Source organism: Bacillus hominis, assembly GCF_018332515.1.
Classification (GTDB): Bacteria; Bacillota; Bacilli; order Bacillales; family Bacillaceae_G; genus Bacillus_A; species Bacillus_A hominis.
The window spans coordinates 1-20703 of sequence record NZ_BOQD01000083.1 but is presented as its reverse complement, the minus strand read 5'-3'; the positions used below and the strand labels follow the sequence as shown (position 1 = coordinate 20703).

General features: G+C 36.9%; 13 protein-coding genes and 3 pseudogenes. 4 read left to right on the top strand and 12 right to left on the bottom strand.

The annotated features are described in order from the left end of the window. Positions 1-12: 12 nt before the first annotated feature. Both KI356_RS09960 and KI356_RS09955 read right to left on the bottom strand, forming a co-directional pair. Positions 13-912, bottom strand: a complete 900-nt coding sequence (locus tag KI356_RS09960) for a WD40/YVTN/BNR-like repeat-containing protein (RefSeq protein WP_212935343.1) — start codon at positions 910-912, stop codon at positions 13-15. A 16-nt stretch (positions 913-928) separates the two neighbouring features. Continuing rightward, positions 929-1372, bottom strand: coding sequence for a flavodoxin (locus tag KI356_RS09955; protein WP_212935342.1), 444 nt, complete (start codon positions 1370-1372; stop codon positions 929-931). Positions 1373-1687: 315 nt separating this feature from the next. Here KI356_RS09955 and KI356_RS09950 point away from each other — a divergent pair, with 315 nt between their 5' ends. Continuing rightward, positions 1688-2794: a phosphodiester glycosidase family protein gene (locus tag KI356_RS09950; protein ID WP_212935341.1), complete on the top strand. Its 1107-nt coding sequence runs from the start codon at positions 1688-1690 to the stop codon at positions 2792-2794. 39 nt (positions 2795-2833) lie between these two features. On the opposite strand, the gene KI356_RS09945 is transcribed toward KI356_RS09950, so the two are convergent. The 3 genes from KI356_RS09945 to KI356_RS09935 all read right to left on the bottom strand — a co-directional run bounded on the left by KI356_RS09945 (position 2834) and on the right by KI356_RS09935 (position 4274). After that, positions 2834-3454 (bottom strand): acetate uptake transporter, encoded by a 621-nt coding sequence (locus tag KI356_RS09945; protein WP_000070943.1) that lies wholly within the window; start codon positions 3452-3454, stop codon positions 2834-2836. A gap of 86 nt (positions 3455-3540) precedes the next feature. Further along, complete coding sequence (locus KI356_RS09940; RefSeq protein ID WP_212935340.1) at positions 3541-3936, bottom strand: NUDIX hydrolase; 396 nt, start codon at positions 3934-3936, stop codon at positions 3541-3543. Next, positions 3933-4274, bottom strand: a complete 342-nt coding sequence (locus tag KI356_RS09935) for an ASCH domain-containing protein (protein ID WP_212935339.1) — start codon at positions 4272-4274, stop codon at positions 3933-3935. The genes KI356_RS09940 and KI356_RS09935 overlap by 4 nt, the downstream gene beginning before the upstream one ends. A gap of 108 nt (positions 4275-4382) precedes the next feature. Here KI356_RS09935 and KI356_RS28170 point away from each other — a divergent pair. Beyond that, positions 4383-4499: pseudogene (locus tag KI356_RS28170) on the top strand (CatB-related O-acetyltransferase); the annotation flags it as partial. A 101-nt stretch (positions 4500-4600) separates the two neighbouring features. Here KI356_RS28170 and KI356_RS09930 read toward each other — a convergent pair. Beyond that, a complete protein-coding gene (locus KI356_RS09930; protein WP_212935338.1) occupies positions 4601-12076 on the bottom strand; it encodes a CLIPPER-2 domain-containing protein in 7476 nt (2491 codons plus the stop codon). A 117-nt stretch (positions 12077-12193) separates the two neighbouring features. Between KI356_RS09930 and KI356_RS09925 the strand changes: the two genes are divergently transcribed. Further along, a complete protein-coding gene (locus KI356_RS09925; protein WP_212935337.1) occupies positions 12194-12943 on the top strand; it encodes a (S)-benzoin forming benzil reductase in 750 nt (249 codons plus the stop codon). A gap of 35 nt (positions 12944-12978) precedes the next feature. Here the strand turns inward: KI356_RS09925 and KI356_RS09920 are convergent, their stop codons facing one another. From KI356_RS09920 to KI356_RS09895, 6 genes and pseudogenes are all read right to left on the bottom strand, one after another. Next, the gene (locus KI356_RS09920) at positions 12979-13809 is read right to left on the bottom strand and encodes a GNAT family N-acetyltransferase (RefSeq protein WP_212935336.1); all 831 of its coding nucleotides are present in this window, start codon (positions 13807-13809) and stop codon (positions 12979-12981) included. 66 nt (positions 13810-13875) lie between these two features. Then, positions 13876-15384, bottom strand: a complete 1509-nt coding sequence (gene argH, locus KI356_RS09915; protein ID WP_128282383.1) for an argininosuccinate lyase — start codon at positions 15382-15384, stop codon at positions 13876-13878. 252 nt (positions 15385-15636) lie between these two features. Next, complete coding sequence (locus KI356_RS09910) at positions 15637-16746, bottom strand: serine hydrolase (RefSeq protein ID WP_128282384.1); 1110 nt, start codon at positions 16744-16746, stop codon at positions 15637-15639. A gap of 117 nt (positions 16747-16863) precedes the next feature. Then, positions 16864-17796 (bottom strand): annotated as a pseudogene (locus KI356_RS09905) (nucleoside hydrolase). Between the two features lie 121 nt (positions 17797-17917). Next, a complete protein-coding gene (panF, locus tag KI356_RS09900) occupies positions 17918-19351 on the bottom strand; it encodes a sodium/pantothenate symporter (RefSeq protein WP_128282386.1) in 1434 nt (477 codons plus the stop codon). 3 nt (positions 19352-19354) lie between these two features. Then, on the bottom strand, positions 19355-19633 hold the full coding sequence (locus tag KI356_RS09895) for a YhdT family protein (RefSeq protein ID WP_128282387.1): 279 nt from the start codon (positions 19631-19633) through the stop codon (positions 19355-19357). A gap of 274 nt (positions 19634-19907) precedes the next feature. On the opposite strand from KI356_RS09895, the pseudogene KI356_RS09890 reads away from it, so the two are divergent. Then, positions 19908-20687 (top strand): annotated as a pseudogene (locus KI356_RS09890) (aldehyde dehydrogenase family protein); the annotation flags it as partial. Between the last annotated feature and the right edge of the window lie 16 nt (positions 20688-20703).

The window sequence follows — 20703 nt, the reverse complement described above, 5'->3', positions numbered from 1 at the left end:
AGTTTTTTTTAGTTATACAACTTTTTTCTTCCACTGCATCGCTTTTGATTCACCCGATCCAGCTACAACATAACTTTCTTTTTGATTAACAATGCGCCAACCGTGCCCTTTAACCGAATCACATACTGTAACAATTCCTTCATCAAGAAGCACACGGCAAACAGTGCTAATTCCCGCCTTATTTTGCGTTGACGTTGCATATAACACATGCCGATCTACACTTAAGTCTAAATAGCTACTAGCTTTTTGTTCACTTTGACATGTATGCCAACATATTTTATCACTTTCGATACTCTCATCCATTCTACAAAAAGAAATATTCCCGCTAATTCCCTTGCATGATCCACTTGCCGCTACTAAATAGGAATTATGTATAGTCAACGCAGAAATCATCTGATTCATCGTTATTTTAATTCTTTTTAATTTACGTGTCTCTAAATCAAAAAGCCAAACACCACCATATTTAATATGTATTTTCGTACCGATAAATAAGTAATGTTTATATAAAAGTAATGATCGAATAGATGGTGCCTCGCTACCGTAATTAAGAAATGGCTGAATAGTCTTCCATGTGGAACCAAAATTATTAGAATGATACAGTGTTTTATCTCCATGAGCAATTACTGTTCCATTCTCATTACTACATACATTCCAGCTCGTTGCTTTCGTTGGAAAGCGCTGGATTGTCCACGTTTCTCCACCATTCATACTACGAATAAAAACTCCTTCGTCCCCTACTCCGTAAACTACGTTATCTTCACTATGTAAATCTCGAATTCGTTTTTGGAACCCAGTTAAAATCTGTTTCCATTCCCCATCTTTTTCAATGAATAAACCATTATATGTAGTAGCTAACAAAAGTTTTCCATCTCTTAATTTTGTAATAGCGGTTGCACTTAACATTGTTTCCACGTTGACACTCCCATTCCTAGAACTTCTCGGCAAAAGCAATTGCAAAATTACTGCATTTTTCAACGTCTTCTTTATCTTCTGGAGCTAATTCAATTTTCAATCCTTCTTGTACAAGCTCTGCTCCGCGTTCTACAAGTTGCTTTTCAAAAATTGTTACCGCTTCACAAAACAGCTCGTACGCTGTATCACCTGATCCAAAAACAGCCACTTTTTTACCCGTTAAATCTATATTTTCTAACTCATCATGGAAATCTTCCGCTTCAAATGGTAATTCACCATCACCCCACGTATAAGATCCTAAAATGATTCCATCATAAGCTAATAATTCTTCAGCATCCATACCTTCCATCTCTTGCAATACTACTTCATGATCAAAGGCATCTAAACTTACTTTAATTAAATCAGCAATACTCTCTGTATTCCCTGACATACTTGCATATGCTATTAAAATTTTCGCCACTTTGGCATCCCCCTCTTACAATGAATGATTCTCATTCTCATTATATTAATAATGAGAATCAATTTCAATTATTATTTTCATCCAATTTATATCCTTTTCATTTATGTTAAAAGAAATCGTACATCTGACTATTACCTTTTCATTTTGAGTATTAACATTCATATTCATCTATTGCCAAATCTAGTTTCTCAACTTATTGTATATACATCCTTTCACATTTAATATGTTGCATATATAATGCGAACGGCCATTTACACATTTCATTATTTTCAGGTAACAAACAATTTCGATCTTACAAAAAGAGGAGTCTTTATAATGAAAAAATTTTTTATTAGACTTTTAAAAATATCATCCCTTTTGACAGCACTATTATTAACAGTGGGTGCCATTATTCTATTCGGCACTTCATACGGCCATAATTTACGTGTCATCGCAGCGGAAAGTATTTTAACGTCTCAACATCCGCAATACGCAAAAATCACATTACTGTCTGATAACGAGTTAAATGATATTTCTCAATCCATTACAAATCCAAAATGGAAAAATAGCGATTTTGCCAATACTAAACTTTCAAAACAAGAATTAGAGCGAAAAAAAAATGCACCATTAAACGTTTCGATTGAAACGATAAAGAAAAAATACAATGATCATTTCTTTGAAGGTAAATTAATGACTATTAGTAATCCATTAAATGTAAAGCTCGTTACACAACAAGGTTCAGAAGGGAAAGACGTTGGAGAAAAAATATATGTCATGGCAAAGCGAAACCATGCACTTGCTGCTGTAAATGCTAGTGGGTTCTGGGATGAAACGGGGCATGGTGGTGGTAAAACAGGCATCGGTATTGTTATGGAAAACGGGAATGTTATAAACACACCACAAGACATTAATACCCCTGCTCTCGTCAGTGGACTTACAAAATACGGACAAATGGTTTCAGGAGAGTTTTCTGCTAATCAACTGTTAAATAAGAATGTCGTTTCCGCTGCTGGCTTTATGCCTCAACTAATTGTAAATGGCGAAAAAATGATTACAAATGATGGCGGATGGGGCTATGGTCCCCGAAGTATTATGGCTCAGAAAAAAGATGGATCCATTATGTTTTTCATCATTGATGGAAGACAACCTCATAGTATCGGAGCTTCTTTAAGAGACTGCCAAGATATTCTTTATGAAAAAGGGGCCATAAATGCAATGGCAATGGACGGGGGCTCGTCAGCAACATTGTACGCAATGGGAGACATTTTAAACATCCCTTCAACCTTATCTCATAAATCACGCTATTTACCGAACGCCTGGGTTGTTACCGCGAATCCTAAACAACAAGTTCATGTAACGATAGATGGCAACCCAGCAAGCTCTCAAAAGATTTCCGAAATGAAAGGATCTACTGCTGTAGCTACAAATAAAACAAATAAATAAAAAAGAACGGATGACTATACAATCATCCGTTCTTTTTTATTACTTTTTAAAAATACCAAATGGTTTTCCAACTGGTAATACAACTTTTCCGAAGTGTGTATTTAATACTGCTGCTGCTGAACCATAGAAAGATAATAATGAAATACATAGTTCAGAATACGCTGCTAAATTATGCATTGCATGCGGCATAACACCTAAAGTACTTAATGAAAGACCGATAAATAAGAAATCAATAAGGACGAAAATCATAAATAATACTTTATGTGTTTCCATTGCACCAATTGTCATAAAGATCGTAAAAATCAAGTATCCGATAAAGGCTACACCAAGCTGTTTTGAATCTGCAGTTTGGGCTAATTTTTCGCCAAATACTCCAAGTTGAATTAACCAAGTCATTCCAACACCTAACCAAAATAGGCCGTATGCACCAAATGCTGTTGTACCGAACGTATTGTTATGCTTTGCATCGTGAATGCATGCAAAGATTTGTGCAAATCCTCCTAAAAAAATTGCCCATGGTAATACAAGTGAAACGCCATCTGTTAAGCCTAACTTTTGAGATGATGCTACAAGTGTTACCATCGCTAATCCAAATAAACCGATTCCAGATGGATCTGCTGTTGTCATTTTCACATGATGTGTAGTAGTTTGATTGCTCATATAAACCTCCTGATTATAAACATACTCGAATACAATACTTAAATCAGAAGGCTATGTCAATGGTTTTTTTTGTATGTTGTCAGACCTTATATTCTATAATAATCGAATATACTTTTGCCCACATCATAAGGTTTTATATTTAAATTTGGCAACTCATTTATCGGCATCCATATAGGAATATAACTCCCTCTACCTTTCAGCTCGAATTCCTCACCTTTACCACTTCCGAAAACTCCATCTGTAATATGGGCATTATAATAATACTCCGTACCTTTATACTCCACCTTTGCAATAAGGTGCTCCACTTGTATATGTACCCCTAATTCTTCATAAACCTCTCGCTTCGTTGCTTCTTCTGGTGTTTCCCCTTCTTCAATTCCCCCGCCCGGAAAAACAAAATACATTTCATCTTCTCGAACACGTTTTATAAGAGCAATTTTACCATCCTGTACAATAATAGCCGCACCACGATTTCTTGTCATACTAGCAGTTCAACTCCAATGGCAACTGTCCCCCACTCTTCTTCTTGTTCTTTCGTATATATCTCGTATGTACTTTCTATCATTTTTTCTATACTAAGTTCTTCACAATCAAATAATTTTTTATCAATTTGTTTGTACATTTCTTTAAAACTCTCGTATCGCTTTATCTCAGTTACCTTTACAATAATCGTTTCTGCCGTCGTAAGGTTGGTAAATACAATTTCATCACCATGTTTTATTTGTTGACGCTTTTTATCATACAATCTAACTTCAAATACTTTTTTACCCGAATAAATAGATTGAAAAGGCTCATTATATAGTCCCATTTTATGTCTCATATTTCCCACTCCCTTCCACCCAGTTTAACATGAAGTAGTTGCGATTCTACTTGTATATTTTTGTTTCATACAAGAATATTCATCTTCCTTTCCCTTGCATATACTGTTCCATATGCAATTGTTGCCGGTAACCTTGCAAAACTAATCCGCTATCGTTTCCCCAAAGAAATCATTAAAAAACTAGAAAACCTCGCTTGGTGGGACTCGGAACTTTCTATTATAAAAGAGGTACTATACAACAATTTGTTAATCCGCTCGAAAAATCTACACGAACAATAAACAGAAAAAGAGCATCCTATCTTTCTTACAGGATGCTCTTTTTGTATTTATTGTTTATTTATCCGAAAGTGATTACATGGAGAACATTTAAAAGGAAACCTTTCTAGACAATTAAAGTTTGTTGCGCAAATTTGTTCTATCGTTGGAACGAATGGAATAACAACCATGTTACTTTCCATTCTTTGTGTAACAGGTGGTAACACTGTCCCTATTTGATATTCAAAACGAATATTTGCTGTATTAATATAATTACCTGAACCAATTGGTGCTTGCTCGACTGCTACTTGAAAGGAAACCTTGCGCGCTTCACCAGGATTTAAATTACCTATAATAAACCCTAGTGCAGGGCTTGCATTTGGTACTGGCGCACTATCAACCGTTACACTTTCAGGGACAAATCGAACACTACTATCTAGCATATCTTGAAAACGAATATTTTGTATCGTTATATCTCCTGTATTTGTAATAACTGTCGTAAACGTAATAGTATCTCCTATCGTAGCTGTTTGAAGATCTGCCCTTTTTACAACCATCGTTGAGACATTCGGCGGAATAAACGGAATAACAACTGTATTGCTATCCCCTTCAACAACTACAGGTGACTCATTTGGATTTACAGTTGCAAGCCCATTCGTTGTCGCAGTATTTGTAACTAGATTATTTATTTGTCCTCCCATTATTACAACTTGGAAATTAATAATTGCTGCATCATTTGGCTGAAAATCACCTAACGGGATACCAGTATTCGGATTAGCAAATGGAAGAGGTACATCATTTACCGTTACCGTGCCATTTATAAATAACGTATTAGGATCCATGATATCTGTTAAAACAATATTCGTCACAGAAACTGTACTATCATTTATAACTGCAATTCCGTAAGTGACAACATCCCCTACCATCGCTACTTCAAAATTTGCCCCTTTTGCGACAAATAAAATTGCGGTGTTTACTGTTACAATCACTGTATTACTCGTATCCATCACTGTAACCGGCGGCTCTCCTGGTACTAAAATATATTCTGCTAACGCCCCTGCAACGTTCACTACTGTACCACCATCTGGAAAACTTGTAATCGTAGCTTCATATGTTACAATCGCCGTTTCTCCGACTGGAATATCTAAAATAGTAAATCCAACCTGTGGATTTACTCCCGGACGCGCTACTCCATTTACTGTTACACTATTTGGTACAAAAACAGCTTCCTGAGATAAAACATCGATAAATTGAACATTCATCGCATCAGCAGTACCAGTATTTAATATGCGAACACGATACGTTACCGTTTCTCCTACTCCAACAATTGAATTATTTACTTCTTTTAGCATATCTAAGCTGCCTCGATTTACCGGTGTCACTGTCGTATTACTTGAATTCGTAATTGTAAACGGTGGCTCTCCTGGAATCAATTCGAAATTACCAGTTATTCTCGCTGTATTCATAATGCTATTAGAAGTCGGAATTGCGATTACAGTTACTTCAAATGTAATTATTACGCTATCCCCTACTGCAAGATCCGGTAATGAAAAGCCTACAAAAGGATCTAAACCTACTTGCGGAATCCCATTTATCTGTACACTTTCTGGAACAAATTCTAAACTAGGTGGTGGAACGTCAATAAACTGAACATTCGTCGCTGTTACAGTTCCCGTATTTGTAACTTGCACACTATAAGTTAACGTATCTCCTAATCGCGTTGCTTGTTTATTTACAGTTTTTATAACACTGAATCGCCCTCTATTTACACTTGTTATTGTCGTATTACTCGGCTCTGTTACTACAACTGGTGGTTCTTCTGGTACTAAAGTAAAGCTCCCTGTTATATTTGCAACATTCGTTATCGTTCCTGACGTTGGAATAGTTGTCACTGTCGCTTGGAACGTCACTATACTCGTTTCACCAACGAGTATATCTCCAATTGCAAATCCAGTAATCGGATTTAGGTTAGATTGCGACACTCCATTTACCGTTACACTATTTGGTATAAATGACGCTCCTGCTGAAATCATATCAATAAACTGAACATTGTTAGCTGTTACTGTTCCTGTATTCGTTATTTGCACCGTATACGTTAATACATCTCCAACGAGAGTAGCAGCTCTATTTACTCGTTTGCTAACATTAAATTGCCCTCTATTTACAGTTACAAGTGTTGTATTACTCGGCTGATTTACTATAACTGGTGGTTCTCCTGGTACTAATATAAAACTTCCAGTAACATTTGCTGTATTGGCAATTGTTCCGTTTGATGGAACACTAACAACTGTTACTTGGAATGTGAGTTCTACACTTTCACCTGAATTTATATCTGGAAGTGGAAAACCATTATTAGGATTTAATTCAGGGTGTAACACACCGGCTATCATTACACTATTTGGTACGAATGTTATAGCGGAAGGTAATACATCACTATATTGAACGTTCGTCGCTGTTACCGTTCCTGTATTTTGAACTACTGTTGTATATGTGATTGTATCGCCGACTGCAACAATTGGCTGACTTGCTGATTTTAAAACGTTCAAACCAGATTCATTTATTTCTGTTAATGCCGTGTTACTTGTCGTCGTCTCAGTAATCGGCGGCTCTGTTTCACTTACAGCAAATGTAGCTGTAACGTCTACAAAGTTAACAACTGTACCACCTTCTGGTATGCTCGTTACCATCTCTTGATAGGTGACAAGTACAAAATCATCTACAGGTATATCTGGAACTGGGAAACCGATAAAAGGATCGAATCCTGGTTCTGGCACTCCATTTACGCTCACACTTCCCGGTACAAATGTTACACCAGCAGAAGTCGTATCTATAAATTGAACATTCGTCGCTGCCACTGTTCCAAAATTAAAAATCAATACATCATACGTTAAAATTTCTCCTACAGTCGCTACTTCTTTATCTACTAGTTTTAACGGAAAAATAAACGCTATATTAATTGTCGTAACGACTAAATTTGTTACTATCGTTTCCGTAATCGGTGGTTCCTGCGGATTCGGTTGTGAAGTAAATGTAACGTCAGCATCGTTTAATATGACTTCATTATCTGGAATCTCTGTAATTGTCACTTGGAATGTTACCGTAATACTTCCACCAGCAATTAATAACGGAGTAACAGTAAATCCTATTTCTGGATTTAAACCAAGTTGCTGGGTCCCACCTATTGTTACACTATTTTCAACAAATGTCGTTCCTTCTGGAATTACGTCTTGGAAGAATACATCTGTAACAGGAAGAATACTGCCTACATTCGTTATTAGAACGGTATACGTTAATGCATCACCAACTGATCCAGTTGCAACGTTAACTGCTTTTACAGCTTTTACTTCACCAGGAGGAGGTAGTGGTATCGTAACTACTGTCATATTACTTGAATTTGTCGTTGTTACAGGTGGTTGTAAAGGATTTAATAAGAAAGTCGCTGTAGCAGATGCTGCGTTTAATACCGCTCCATGTGTAGATGGCGCAACTACCGTAACTTGGAATGTTACCGTCAATGATGTTCCAGCTGCAATATTAGGTAGCGTAAAACCTACATTTGGATCAAATCCAGGTTGAGCTGTTCCATTTATCGTTACACTATTTGTGACAAATGTTGTTTCTGGTGCAATTGGATCAAGGAATGAAACATTCGTCGCTAGTACTGTGCCGTTATTTCGAATGACAACAGAATACGTGTAAGTTTCTCCAAGTGCTGCTTGTTGTACAGATGAAGACTTTTGTATATTTAACTGCGCTGTGTTTACTTGCGTCACGACGAAATTGCTATTCGTAACAGTCGTTATTGGAGGCCCTGCCGGATTTATAAGGAAACTTGCAGTGACGTTCGATTGGTTTCTTATATTCCCTCCACTTGGAACACTCGTCACTGTAACTTGAAACGTAATTGTATCGGTTTGCCCGACTGGAATATTTGTAACCGGAAAACCTGCTATAGGATCCGCACCTTGCTGAACAACTCCATTTATCGTTACACTATTCGCTACAAATGTAGCTCCAGATGGGATTGGATCTTGAAAAATGATATTTGTTGCAAGAACAGTTCCTGTATTTTGAATAAGAATCGTATACGTTAACGTGTCTCCTACACCTGCTTGCGGCGTATTTACACTTTTTATTACATGAATTGATCCTACATTTACTCGTGTCACAACGATATTACTAATCGTTACAATTGTAATCGGTGGCTGCAGAGGGCTTACTTGAAAATCAGCAGTGACATTTGCATTATTCGGAAGTACTCTATTCGTCGGTACACTTGTTACCAACACTTGAAAAATGACTGTTACCATTGATCCAACCGGAATATTAGCAAGAGGAAAACCAATAGTCGGATCTAATCCTGGTTGCTGGGTTCCGTTAATCGTTACACTATTCGCTACAAACGTTGTTCCAGATGGAATTGGATCAAGGAATGATACATTTGTCGCTGCTACTGTTCCACTATTTTGTATATGAACTGTATACGTTAACGTATCCCCTACACCTGCTTCACTAGCACTTACGCTCTTCATTACATTCAACCCTGAAGAATTCACCACTGTCATAACAGTATTACTTGGCACTGTTACAGTAATTGGTGGCTCTGTTGGATTTACAAGAAAATCTCCAGTGACATTCGCATTATTTACAACATTATTCCCTTGAGGAATTTCATCAATTAATACTTCAAATGTAACAATTACACTCGCGCCAGTCGGCAAATTATTTAATAGGAATCCAAATTCTGGATCTATCCCTTCTTGTAAAACACCATTAACAAATACACTATTTTCAATAAATAATGTCCCTTGAGGAATTGAATCTTGGAAAAATACATTTGTAGCTGGTACACTACCTGCATTTATAATTTCGATTGTATATACTAAAACATCCCCTACCGTTGCAACATCCGTATTCACTGATTTCACAACTTCAAAATTCCCTGATTGTACAGTTGTATTCACAATGTTACTAGGAACATTGATTGTTACTGGTGGTTCACTCGGATTCACTTGAAAACTCGCGGATACAGTTGCACTATTTAAAATATCTTCATTTGGCGGATTCTGCTCAATTAATACTTCAAATGTAACTACAACTGTCTGAGCTGCAGGGATATTCGGAAGAGAGAATCCTGAATTTGGATTTAGTCCACTTTGTGGTGTTCCATTAATTGTTACAGAGTTTGCAACGAAAGAAACCGCTGAAGAAGTAGTGTCTTGGAAAAATACATTTGTTAACGGAACGTTACCTGTATTTTGGACGGCAATCGTGTATGTTAAAGTATCACCTACTGCCGCTTGAGCTGTATTTACTTCTTTTATTACATTTAAACTACCTGTATTAACTTGTGTTACAACGGTATTCGTTTGCCTATTAATCGTTACTGGTGGCTGATTCGGATTTACAACGAAATTAGCAGACACACTCCCTCGATTTACAGCGGTACCTCCTGATGGCGCTGATACAACTCGAACTTGAAATATAACCGTCCTACTTCCTCCTGGAGATATATTAGCTACTGTAAACCCAGTTGCCGGATTTGCCCCAGGTTGCGAAACGCCATCTACAGTTACACTATTTACTATAAAAGTCGTTCCATTCGGGATTGGGTCTTGAAAAATGACATTCGTTGCAAGTACATTACCTATATTTTCAATTGTAACGGTATACGTAAGAACGTCATTAACTGTTGCAAAAGCCTTATCCACGGTTTTTCTCGTTTTTATATCAGCTATATTAATTGTAGTAAATACAGTATTACTTGTCGCTTGGCCTGAAACTGGTTGTTGACCAGGCACTGGAATAAAGTTAAATGTTACACTTGCACGGTTTGGAATTGGATTTACAAGAGGATTAGATGTCACTCGAACTTGAAAGCGTACTACAGTCGTTTGCGAGGCATTAATACTTCCAAGATTAATACTACTTGCTGGATTTGTCCCAGGGCGTGCTACCCCATTTACCATAACACTATTTGCGACAAACGTTGTTCCTTCAGGTATACTGTCAACAAAAACAACATTGTTTGCAGCGACATTCCCATTATTCGTAATATTAATCGTATACGTTAATACATCATTTATTGTTGCCGTCTGTAGATCTACAGATTTTTGCAAACTTAGATTTGCGCGATTTACCGTCGTCTGTACTGTATTTGAAGAAGCTGTACTTGTAATAGGAAGACTTCCGACGAAAGGACGGAATTGGTAAGACACCATTGCATGATTTGGAATTGGATTTGGATTCGGGAATGACGTAACTCTCACTTGAAATGTAACGATTCTCTGAGCATTATTCGGTATCGTCCCTAAATTAATTCCAGTATCTGGATTCGCACTCGGTTGTGTTACCCCACCTACTGTAACGCTACCAGCTATAAATGTTGTTCCATTCGGAATACTGTCTTGTAATACAACGTTTTCTGCACTTCCTGTCCCTGTATTCGGAACAGTAATCGTATAAGTGAGAATATCTCCTACTGCTGCAACGGTTTTATCAACAGATTTAACAGGATTTATAATTGGCCCTGTCGCATCAATTTGAACACCAAAACCAGCTGCAGCATATCCATCTCCATTTGTAGTGAAGCGAACAGTCGCTGACGTTTGATTGTTTACTAATGATGACGAAGCATCTACATTCGTAATATCCCATCCTTGCCTCCGTACAGCTAAAGCGATCCCTAACGGCTGATTCAAATTTCCAAACGTACCAGTTGTATCTAAATTTCCACTATCATTGCAAATTTGTGATTGAAAGAAATTATTTGCGGGATTTCTCGGTCCGAATAAAGCAACTGTAGCATTCGCATTCGGTCCAAAACGAAGTTGATCTCCAACAATGTTAGAATCTCCTTCTTGGGCAGTTACAAGTACTCTTCCTGTAACAGTTCCCGTAGACGGCGTTGCAAAACCAGAAATACTAGCATCAACTGGCGGTGACGAAGCATCAATGATTTCTTGACCTGCATACACTGATAAATTTCGAAGTGGTAAACTCGCATTTTGATAAACAACTTCAAGAGTCCAACCTACCGAACGACTAATTGCTGTATCAGCGGATGTTCTTGTAGCTGGTACGCCCCCCGTTGTATATGGTCCTGCTCCACCCGCATTAACAAGATTTGTCACATTAGCAGAGCGAACGTAATAAAATTGTCTTCCAACAGAACCTTGCTGTGCAGTTGCAGGATCTGGCGTAACTGAAAAGGTCCCTGCGGGTGTTGTAAAGGTGATATTGTCATTTAAAAAGGCTGTAACATCCTCAGTATCAGTCCGGTATGTGCCGGCCCACACAAGTTCTGCGTATAAAACATTACTCCCTACTGGAAGGTTTAAAATTGCACTTGAAGAATTTAATCGCCAATCATTCGTCGTTCCTACTGGGAATCCTGGAACTTGAAGTGATGTATTTACTGTAGTAAACACATTAATCGTACCGAAGTTATTGCCAGGCGCAGGCGAGGTCGGGCTTAATCCTAATGTGTTCCCAGTGAACGTGACGGCACCAGTTACGGTTGTTGTAAAACGGTTCATAAAAGGCACATAATCATCTCATTTCATTTATAGTAAAAAGTGCTCTATACTATAAAATGTAGACAAACTATACAGTGTACGTTGTCCAATAAAATTCCACATATATGGAAAGGAGTTTACTATACTATGCGCTACGTTATCGTAACAGGAACTTCACAAGGTTTAGGTGAAGCAATTGCCACGCAGTTATTAGAAAAAAACACAACGGTCATCTCTATTTCTAGAAGAGAAAATAAAGAACTTACTAAACTCGCAGAGCAAAACAACAGCAAATGTATTTTCCATTCCGTAGATCTTCAAGATGTACATAATTTAGAAACTCGCTTTAGCGAAGTCTTTTCATCTATAAAAGAAGACAAAGCTTCGTCTATTCATTTAATTAATAATGCGGGCACAGTTGCACCAATGATGCCAATTGAAAAAGCAGAAAGTGAACAATTCATTACGAACGTTCATATTAATTTAATCGCACCAATGATCCTTACTTCCACTTTCATGAAACATACGAAAGACTGGAAAGTAGAAAAACGCATTATAAATATTTCATCTGGAGCAGGAAAAAATCCTTATTTCGGATGGGGCGCTTACTGTACAACGAAAGCCGGTGTAAATATGTTTACACAATGCGTTGCTACTGAAGAAGCAGAAAAAGAATATCCTGTAAAAATCGTCGCTTTTGCACCAGGTGTTGTTGATACAAATATGCAAGCACAAATTCGTGAAACAAATAAAGAAGACTTTACAAACTTGGACCGCTTCATCGCATTAAAAGAAGAAGGAAAATTGCTGTCACCTGAATATGTTGCAAAAGCAATTCGTAACTTACTAGAAACTGAGGACTTCCCGCAGGGTGAGGTTATTAGAATTGATGAATAGCGAAAAGACGTGCTAAAATAGCACGCCTTTTCATTCTATTCCTCTAAAAATATAAGTACAGACTCCATAATTTGCTCATAACCAATTTCTTTATAAATTTTATTAGATGTTGGATTTGCTAAATCAGTATATAATGTGGTCGTTTTATAACCTTCATCTAACAAATGTTGACTGAGAGCGGCTACACAATTAGATGCATATCCTTTTTTCCGTTCTTCTTTCGGCGTATAAACGAAATTGACTGTTATATTATTTGCAGTTGGTCTCGTTTTTGCAGCTACAGAAACAAGCTTCCCGTCTACTTCTAAACCAAATAGACGACGGTTAGTAATTAATGTATGGGCAGTTTGTTTCGCTTCTTCTTTCGTAGTAGGAAGCTTCACATCTTCGCAAAATTGATATATCCACTGTTCTATTAATGTTAGCCTATCACTACTTACTTCTCGAAAGATTCCATCTCCGTTCCACTTTTTCTTTACTTGTTTTAATTCATATATACCTTGCTCCATTGCAACAGTAGTTTTCTTATTTTCTAACACTGCAATCTCTTCCACTAATCTCTGTACAATTTTCTTATTACCAATCAATCCAGAAACATTTGGATATACTTCCGCTAATTTTTTTGCAAGTTCCACGATGCTCTCTTCCGCCATTTCAGACGTAGCAACAATGATTTGTTTTTCTACTGTTTGAAGAAATACAGCTGCTATTTCTTCCTCTTGTTTTGCTACCCCCATAAATATCGGTTCTTGGACCATTTGTAATACACCTAATATGAGATTATTTTCCTGCTCATTCTCTTCTAAAAATGGTATAGCATCTTCTTTAAAACGGAGAACCTCTTCATATACATGCAATTGAATCATCGACAATCTCTTCCCTCGATTTATATTTTAATTAAGTATTGGCGATTAATTCATTAAATCCTTCTTTTACGATTCAATAATATTCGAAGCTAACGTATTCAGATCATTTTCAGCTTGTAAAATTCTTTGTTTTTCCTTTTCAAATACCTCTTCTTCTTTTTGAAATGACTCTTTTCGATTTTTAATCATACGCTCCATCTCTTTTTTACTCGGTCCACCATATACATTTCTTTTTTGAATAAAAGCTTCTGGTGATATAATCTCTTTCCACTCTTCTTCTAATAAATTTACTCTTAACTTTTCTTGCAAGTACATATTTACTTCTTTGAAAGGTAATTCATGTAATTCTTTCTTCTGCTGCATAGACATATTCGCAATCGCACTTGCTGCATGATGTGCATGCCGAAATGGTATTTCATAGTTTTTTGTTAAAACATCTGCGAAATCTGTAATCGTAATCGCGTGTTTATATGAACGACTTTTTAACGTTTCTTCTTCTACTTTCATCGTTCGAATAACTGCGTTCATAATACAAAAAACACGAATCGCCTTTTCGATTCCTTTATATAAATACGGCTGCAAGTCATCCTCCGTATCAACAATATCGCCAAATGGTGTATTATGAATCATTTGAAATACAGTAAAGGCTTCCCCTAAAGCACTACTCGTAATAGCGCGGGCATGTTCAATTGAAACAGGATTTCGTTTTTGTGGCATAATACTACTTATTTGCACATATGGCTTTGCTACAGTAATCCCATCATATTCTTTCGTCGCTAATAATAAAAAATCATGAATCCACCTACTCGTGTTCGTCATAATAACCATTAGTAATGAGCTAACTTCTAATAAATAATCCGCTCCAGCAACAGCATCGTATGAGTTCTCAATTACATTTGTAAATCCCAGCAACTGTGCCACTCGTTCTCGCTTAATCGGGAAGCTTGTTGTAGAAAGAGCAGCTGCCCCCATTGGAGAATGATTTACAAGATGATACGCTTTTCTCGTTCGTTCTAAGTCTCTTTGCATCGTATCGTAAATTGCCAAAACATAATGACCAAATGTTGTTGGTTGCGCTGGCTGTGTATGTGTATACGCAGGCATAATTGTTTCTATATGTTCCTCAGCAAGCTCCAACATACTTTCTTGCAGCAATAAATGATGTTCCATTAGCCGTAATACAAATTGCCGTAAACTCATACGATACATCGTTACACCCATATCATTTCTACTTCTACCGATATGCATATTACTTACAAATTCACACTTTGCTTCTTGAGAAAGCAAATGTTCAACTAAGAAAAAAAGATCTTCATGTTGCCCTGTATATAGCAACTGCTCCTTTGGAATCTCCTCTACTTTTTTAAGTGCCGTTAATATAACTTTCGCTTCTTCTCTTTTCATTAACTTTTCTTCAATTAACATAGTAATATGTGCCCTATGCACTTGAAACATATCTTTTAATAAATAATTACGCTGAAAATTAAATACATGCTGTAATACACAATCTACATATGTTTTCCCAGGGAAATCAGCGCCTTCATTCTTAATAAACTCTTCTTTACTCTGTTTCATCACCTTTTCCCCTTTCGCCTAAGTGTTACTACCCATCATACCCAGGGATGGTGAAAAAGTGCTTGTACATAAAGTGAAACTTTAATCAGTGGGGGTGTTCATCCCCCACTGATTATTAGCCCGCACCAATCGGGCGTTTACGGACAGCAGGGCTCCCACCTAACTTCTTTGCCCCAGCCAAATTTTGAGACGGGAGTCTTACTACCCGCAAATAGCGGGATAAAAATAAACTCGGCGCTTAAAGCACCGAGTTTATTTAATAAAAGTCGCATCATACTTATCACTTTGCAACACTTGGAAGTGTAAATTTGCTAAATGTTTACGTATTTCAGCACTGTCATCTTCATTTAAATTATTTGCCAAGAAAACAATTTCTGTACAGTTTCCGCGTTTATCCATTGCATAAACTGCTTTTGTTACCGTCCATGGTGTATAACCATTCTTTTGCCCGGCATGCCTGAATGTTTTACGATATTTCTTTGCACTCATATCTGTTTCGACGATATTCGCCCATACTTTTTCTTCCGCTTCTGTAAGACCGCCTTGATGATTTGCCTTTTGAAGCAGTACCATATAATCGTTAGCGGAAGCAGCAGGCAATCTATCCGACCAAATTTTGTCGTAACGTTCCTCTAAATATAGAGGAATTTCCTTTTGTAATAATGGTCCCTTCTTTTTTAAGCGTTCATGAATAATCATAGCATATTCACGATATTGCTCTTGAGACATTTCTTTTAACTTTTTCTCTATTTTATATTTTGGAACATGTAATTCTTTATGCAAATATCCCGGAATGTATAAAGATGAAACGATCGGAAATAGCGGTTGATGTGCAGGAAGCGCTAAACTTTGTAAATTCCGATTAATATTGTCTAATCCTAATACCTCCATTAAATATTCAGTATTTGCATTAGAACTAAACTTAACCATTCCTTTTGCAACTTCTTCTAAAGAAACCGCTCCTTCAGTTATCTTTTCTTTTTTTTGCAAATAATTTTGCCATCTATCTTGTGCACCACCATCTGTACCCGGCACATAATAACGATTCACATCATTAATTGAAACGAAACTAGACGGATCGATTTTCCCCTCTGTAACTTGTTTCGTATATTCAAGCGCCACAATTAACTTCATCGTACTAGCAACTGGCAATACAACATCTGGATTTACAGAATACACAACTTTATCATTTCTCTTTACTAGAAGAGCGCTATTTTTTTCATCTTTATGTTCTTCAATAAAGGATGCTATGTACTGCGCATCATCATTATTTGAACTCCACACTCTTTTCACTAAAAAGTTACCCGATATCAGCAAAACAAAAATACCCACAATCACTGCGCATACTATAGTTTTTTTCAAGTAAAATTCCTCTCCTATTGTGTAACTCTTCTCTATTTATCTCTTAACAACAAAATAATGGAGATGATTATTTAAATAATCATCTCCATTATTTTAACTTGTATGTTCCTATTATGTCTACGTCATAATTTTCACAAAGTCTTCTAGAAATTTTTTATAATGCAATGACCAACCAATTCGCACCCAATTCTTTAATGCTTTTGAGTCAGGTTGGGGCCGAAAATCAGCAATACTCTCTCCTTTTGCAATACCAACTGTATCTACATCGACACGGCGATACACATAATCTAAAAGGGCTGGATTCGCCGCAACCATCATTGTAACGACGTCATGTACCGGACTTCCTGTTATTTTTGGATTCAACTTTTTATAAGCTTTATAATAATAATTAAAAATTGGTTCAATTAATTTATTAAAATTCGTTTTAGAATGTTTCGTAATATATTTCACCATCTCTGGCGTAATAATAGCTTCAGACGTAACGTTAAGTGGTACTAATGTCACATTCTTGGCATTTTGCATAACTAATTGTGACGCAATGGGATCGCCATGAAAATTTGCCTCCGCGACTGGTGTCACATTACCAGGCATTAAAAAAGCACCGCCCATTATATACTATTCTTTCACGTACTTCATCATCGGTTTTTCTAAAATAAATGCTGTCGCTAATGTCGTTGACCTGCCGGCATCAACAATGATTAATTCTCCTTTATACTTTTCAAGAATATCGAAAAATGCACAAAATGATTTTATATTTGGCGAAAAAGCTTTTGGAGGTTTAATTGGTCCTAAGCCATCTGCACCGTGAATCTCCGGATAATACGTCACAAAATCTCCGGATAAAGGAATTTTCGCACCATTAATAACAGGTATATCTTCTCGTCCTGCAAGTTGCAGTAAATACGCCGCATTACTTGTCGCCTTTTCTTGTGTTACATTTCCATATCCCGTTACGACACCAACAATATCAATATCAGGATGCATAATCCCATACATTATGGCTAAAGAGTCATCAATTCCCGGGTCTCCCAAAAATAATACTTTTTTCATCGCCCTCAACTCCATCCCCTCAATTGTTATTACTTTATGAATCACCATAGATATACAGAATAAAAAGAACAAATTTATACGAAAAAACGCAGCCCTATACGGACTGCGTTCTCTATTTTATCTAGACCTTTTTCTTCATAGTAACCATACTACCAATGATGTAAGCAATAAATGCAAAACAAATCGGGAAAACAACTGTATGTATACCGAATGGATTAGGGTAGCAAAGGTGTATAAACATATAGGAACTTACTCCAACTAAAATAGATGCGAGAGCTCCAGTTTCATTTCCTTTTTTCCAATATAAGCCTAACACAATCGGCCAAATGAACGCTGCTTCTAAACCACCGAATGAAAATAAATTCAACCAAATTAAAAAGTCTGGTGGCTTAATAGCGGCAGCATATACGAGTAATCCTACGATACCAGTAATCAATAGGCTACCTTTTTTTATCGTACTATCCGCGGCATCTTTATTTATGTAATTCACATATACATCTTTAATAATTGACGAACTTACAAGTAATAATAATGAGTTTACAGTAGACATGATTGCAGCCATTGGCGCAGCTAAGAAAACTCCAGCTAACCAAGGTGGCAATACTTCCATCGCGAGTAGCGGCATTACTTTATCTGGTACTGTTATACCCGGAAGTACTACTCGTGCAAACACACCTGTTAAATGCATACCAATCATAATTGTACCTACAACCACTGTTCCAATTATGAGCGCTTGATGCATCGCTTTTGAATTTTTATAGGACATAGCACGCACGCTAATTTGCGGTAAACCAACGACGCCAATTCCAATTAAAATCCAATACGATGTAACATATGATTTCGTTAAACTACCATCTGCTCCGAATGGTGTAATTAAATTCGGATTAATTTGGACGAGTTCGTGCATAATTTTTTCAATTCCACCACCAGCGATGACAGTCGCAATTAAAATGATTGTCGTTCCAACTAACATAATAATACCTAATATCGTATCTGATAACGCAACTGCTCGAAACCCACCAATTAATACGTAAACAAGTACAGAAAAAGTAAATAAAAATAATGCCGTTGTATAAGAAAGGCCCGTTAGTGACTCAATTAAGCGTCCACCCCCGACCCACTGGGCTACTGTTGCTGAAAATAAAAAGATAATAATACATATCGCAGAAAGAATAACGACCGCTTTATTATTGTATCTTCCCTTTAAATAATCAATAAGCGTAATCGCTTCCATCTTCCTTGCGATAATCGCAAACTTTTTACCAATAACCGTTAAAACGATATATCCTGTTACAACTTGAATCGCTGATAACAGCACCCATCCAAGTCCCATATTGTAAGCAATACCAGGCCCGCCGATAAAGCTACTTGCGCTTCCATACGTAGCAATCATTGTCATCGCTAATAATAAACCGCCAAGCTCACGCCCACCAAGAAAATATTCTTGTAAAAATTTATTATTAGCAGTTGCTTGTACGCGCCTTGAAGCATATAAACCAATTAAAAATACAACGATAAACGAAATTATCATTGGAATGATTACATACCAATTCATCTATTATTCCTCACTTTTTTCTTCCTCATCGAGTGAAATATCTTGAAATACAAAACGAACAACTAAACTAAGCAAAATAACCATAACGATAAATCCAACGATACAGCTATAAAAAAACCATGCCGGAAAACCTAATATGTATGTATATTCACTTGGATTTTTACTACCAAGCCCATAAGCAAATCCGTACCATATTATAAAGTTAATAATAGCAAGTCCAAGACCAATTAACGCTTCTCTATGGGCTATTCGAAAGCGTGGGTCATCATGATAATCCTTCATTATTCTTCCTCCTCTCACGATGTATTATTGTACCACTGTTCTTCTAGTTTTTCCTACTAGAAAACAAAAACAAGCAGGATTTTTTATAAAAATATAGAAGACTCTCTTACATTACATATTTTTTACAATTGTAACGAAAATGAAATTTGAATTTTCAGGATTTTTTATTTATGATTTTAAAGTAGAGGCTTTTCATCTAGTTCCCACATCCTTGATTTCGGAATAAACGCCGTCTCGTACTGCGTTTAAATTATATTTTCAAGGGGGTTATACAATGAGTCAACTAGCTGTAAATCTTCATGAAAAAGTAGAGAAATTTCTTCAAGGTACAAAGAAATTATATGTGAACGGAGCATTTATCGAAAGCGCTTCTGGTAAAACGTTTAAAACTCCTAACCCAGCAACTGGTGAAACTCTCGCTATCGTTGCTGAAGCTGGTCGCGAAGATATTCATAAAGCTGTCGTAGCTGCTCGAATGGCTTTCGATGAAGGTCCTTGGTCACGCATGAGCACTGCTGAACGAAGCCGCCTTATGTACAAGCTTGCTGATTTAATGGAAGAGCATAAAGAAGAGCTGGCACAGCTTGAAACTTTAGATAACGGAAAGCCAATCCGTGAAACTTTAGCAGCAGACGTACCGCTTGCAATTGAACATATGCGCTATTATGCTGGCTGGGCTACAAAAATCGTTGGACAAACAATCCCTGTTTCTGGTGAATATTTTAACTATACACGCCATGAAGCTGTTGGTGTTGTCGGTCAAATTATCCCATGGAACTTCCCACTTCTTATGGCAATGTGGAAAATGGGCGCAGCCCTTGCAACAGGATGTACAATCGTTTTAAAACCTGCAGAACAAACCCCACTATCCGCTCTATACTTAGCTGAATTAATTGAAGAAGCTGGATTCCCGAAAGGCGTTGTTAACATCGTTCCTGGATTCGGTGAAACAGCTGGACAAGCTCTCGTTAATCATCCACTCGTAGATAAAATTGCATTTACGGGTTCTACTCCAGTCGGCAAACAAATTATGAGACAAGCATCTGATTCTTTATAGGTACGTTTTTATG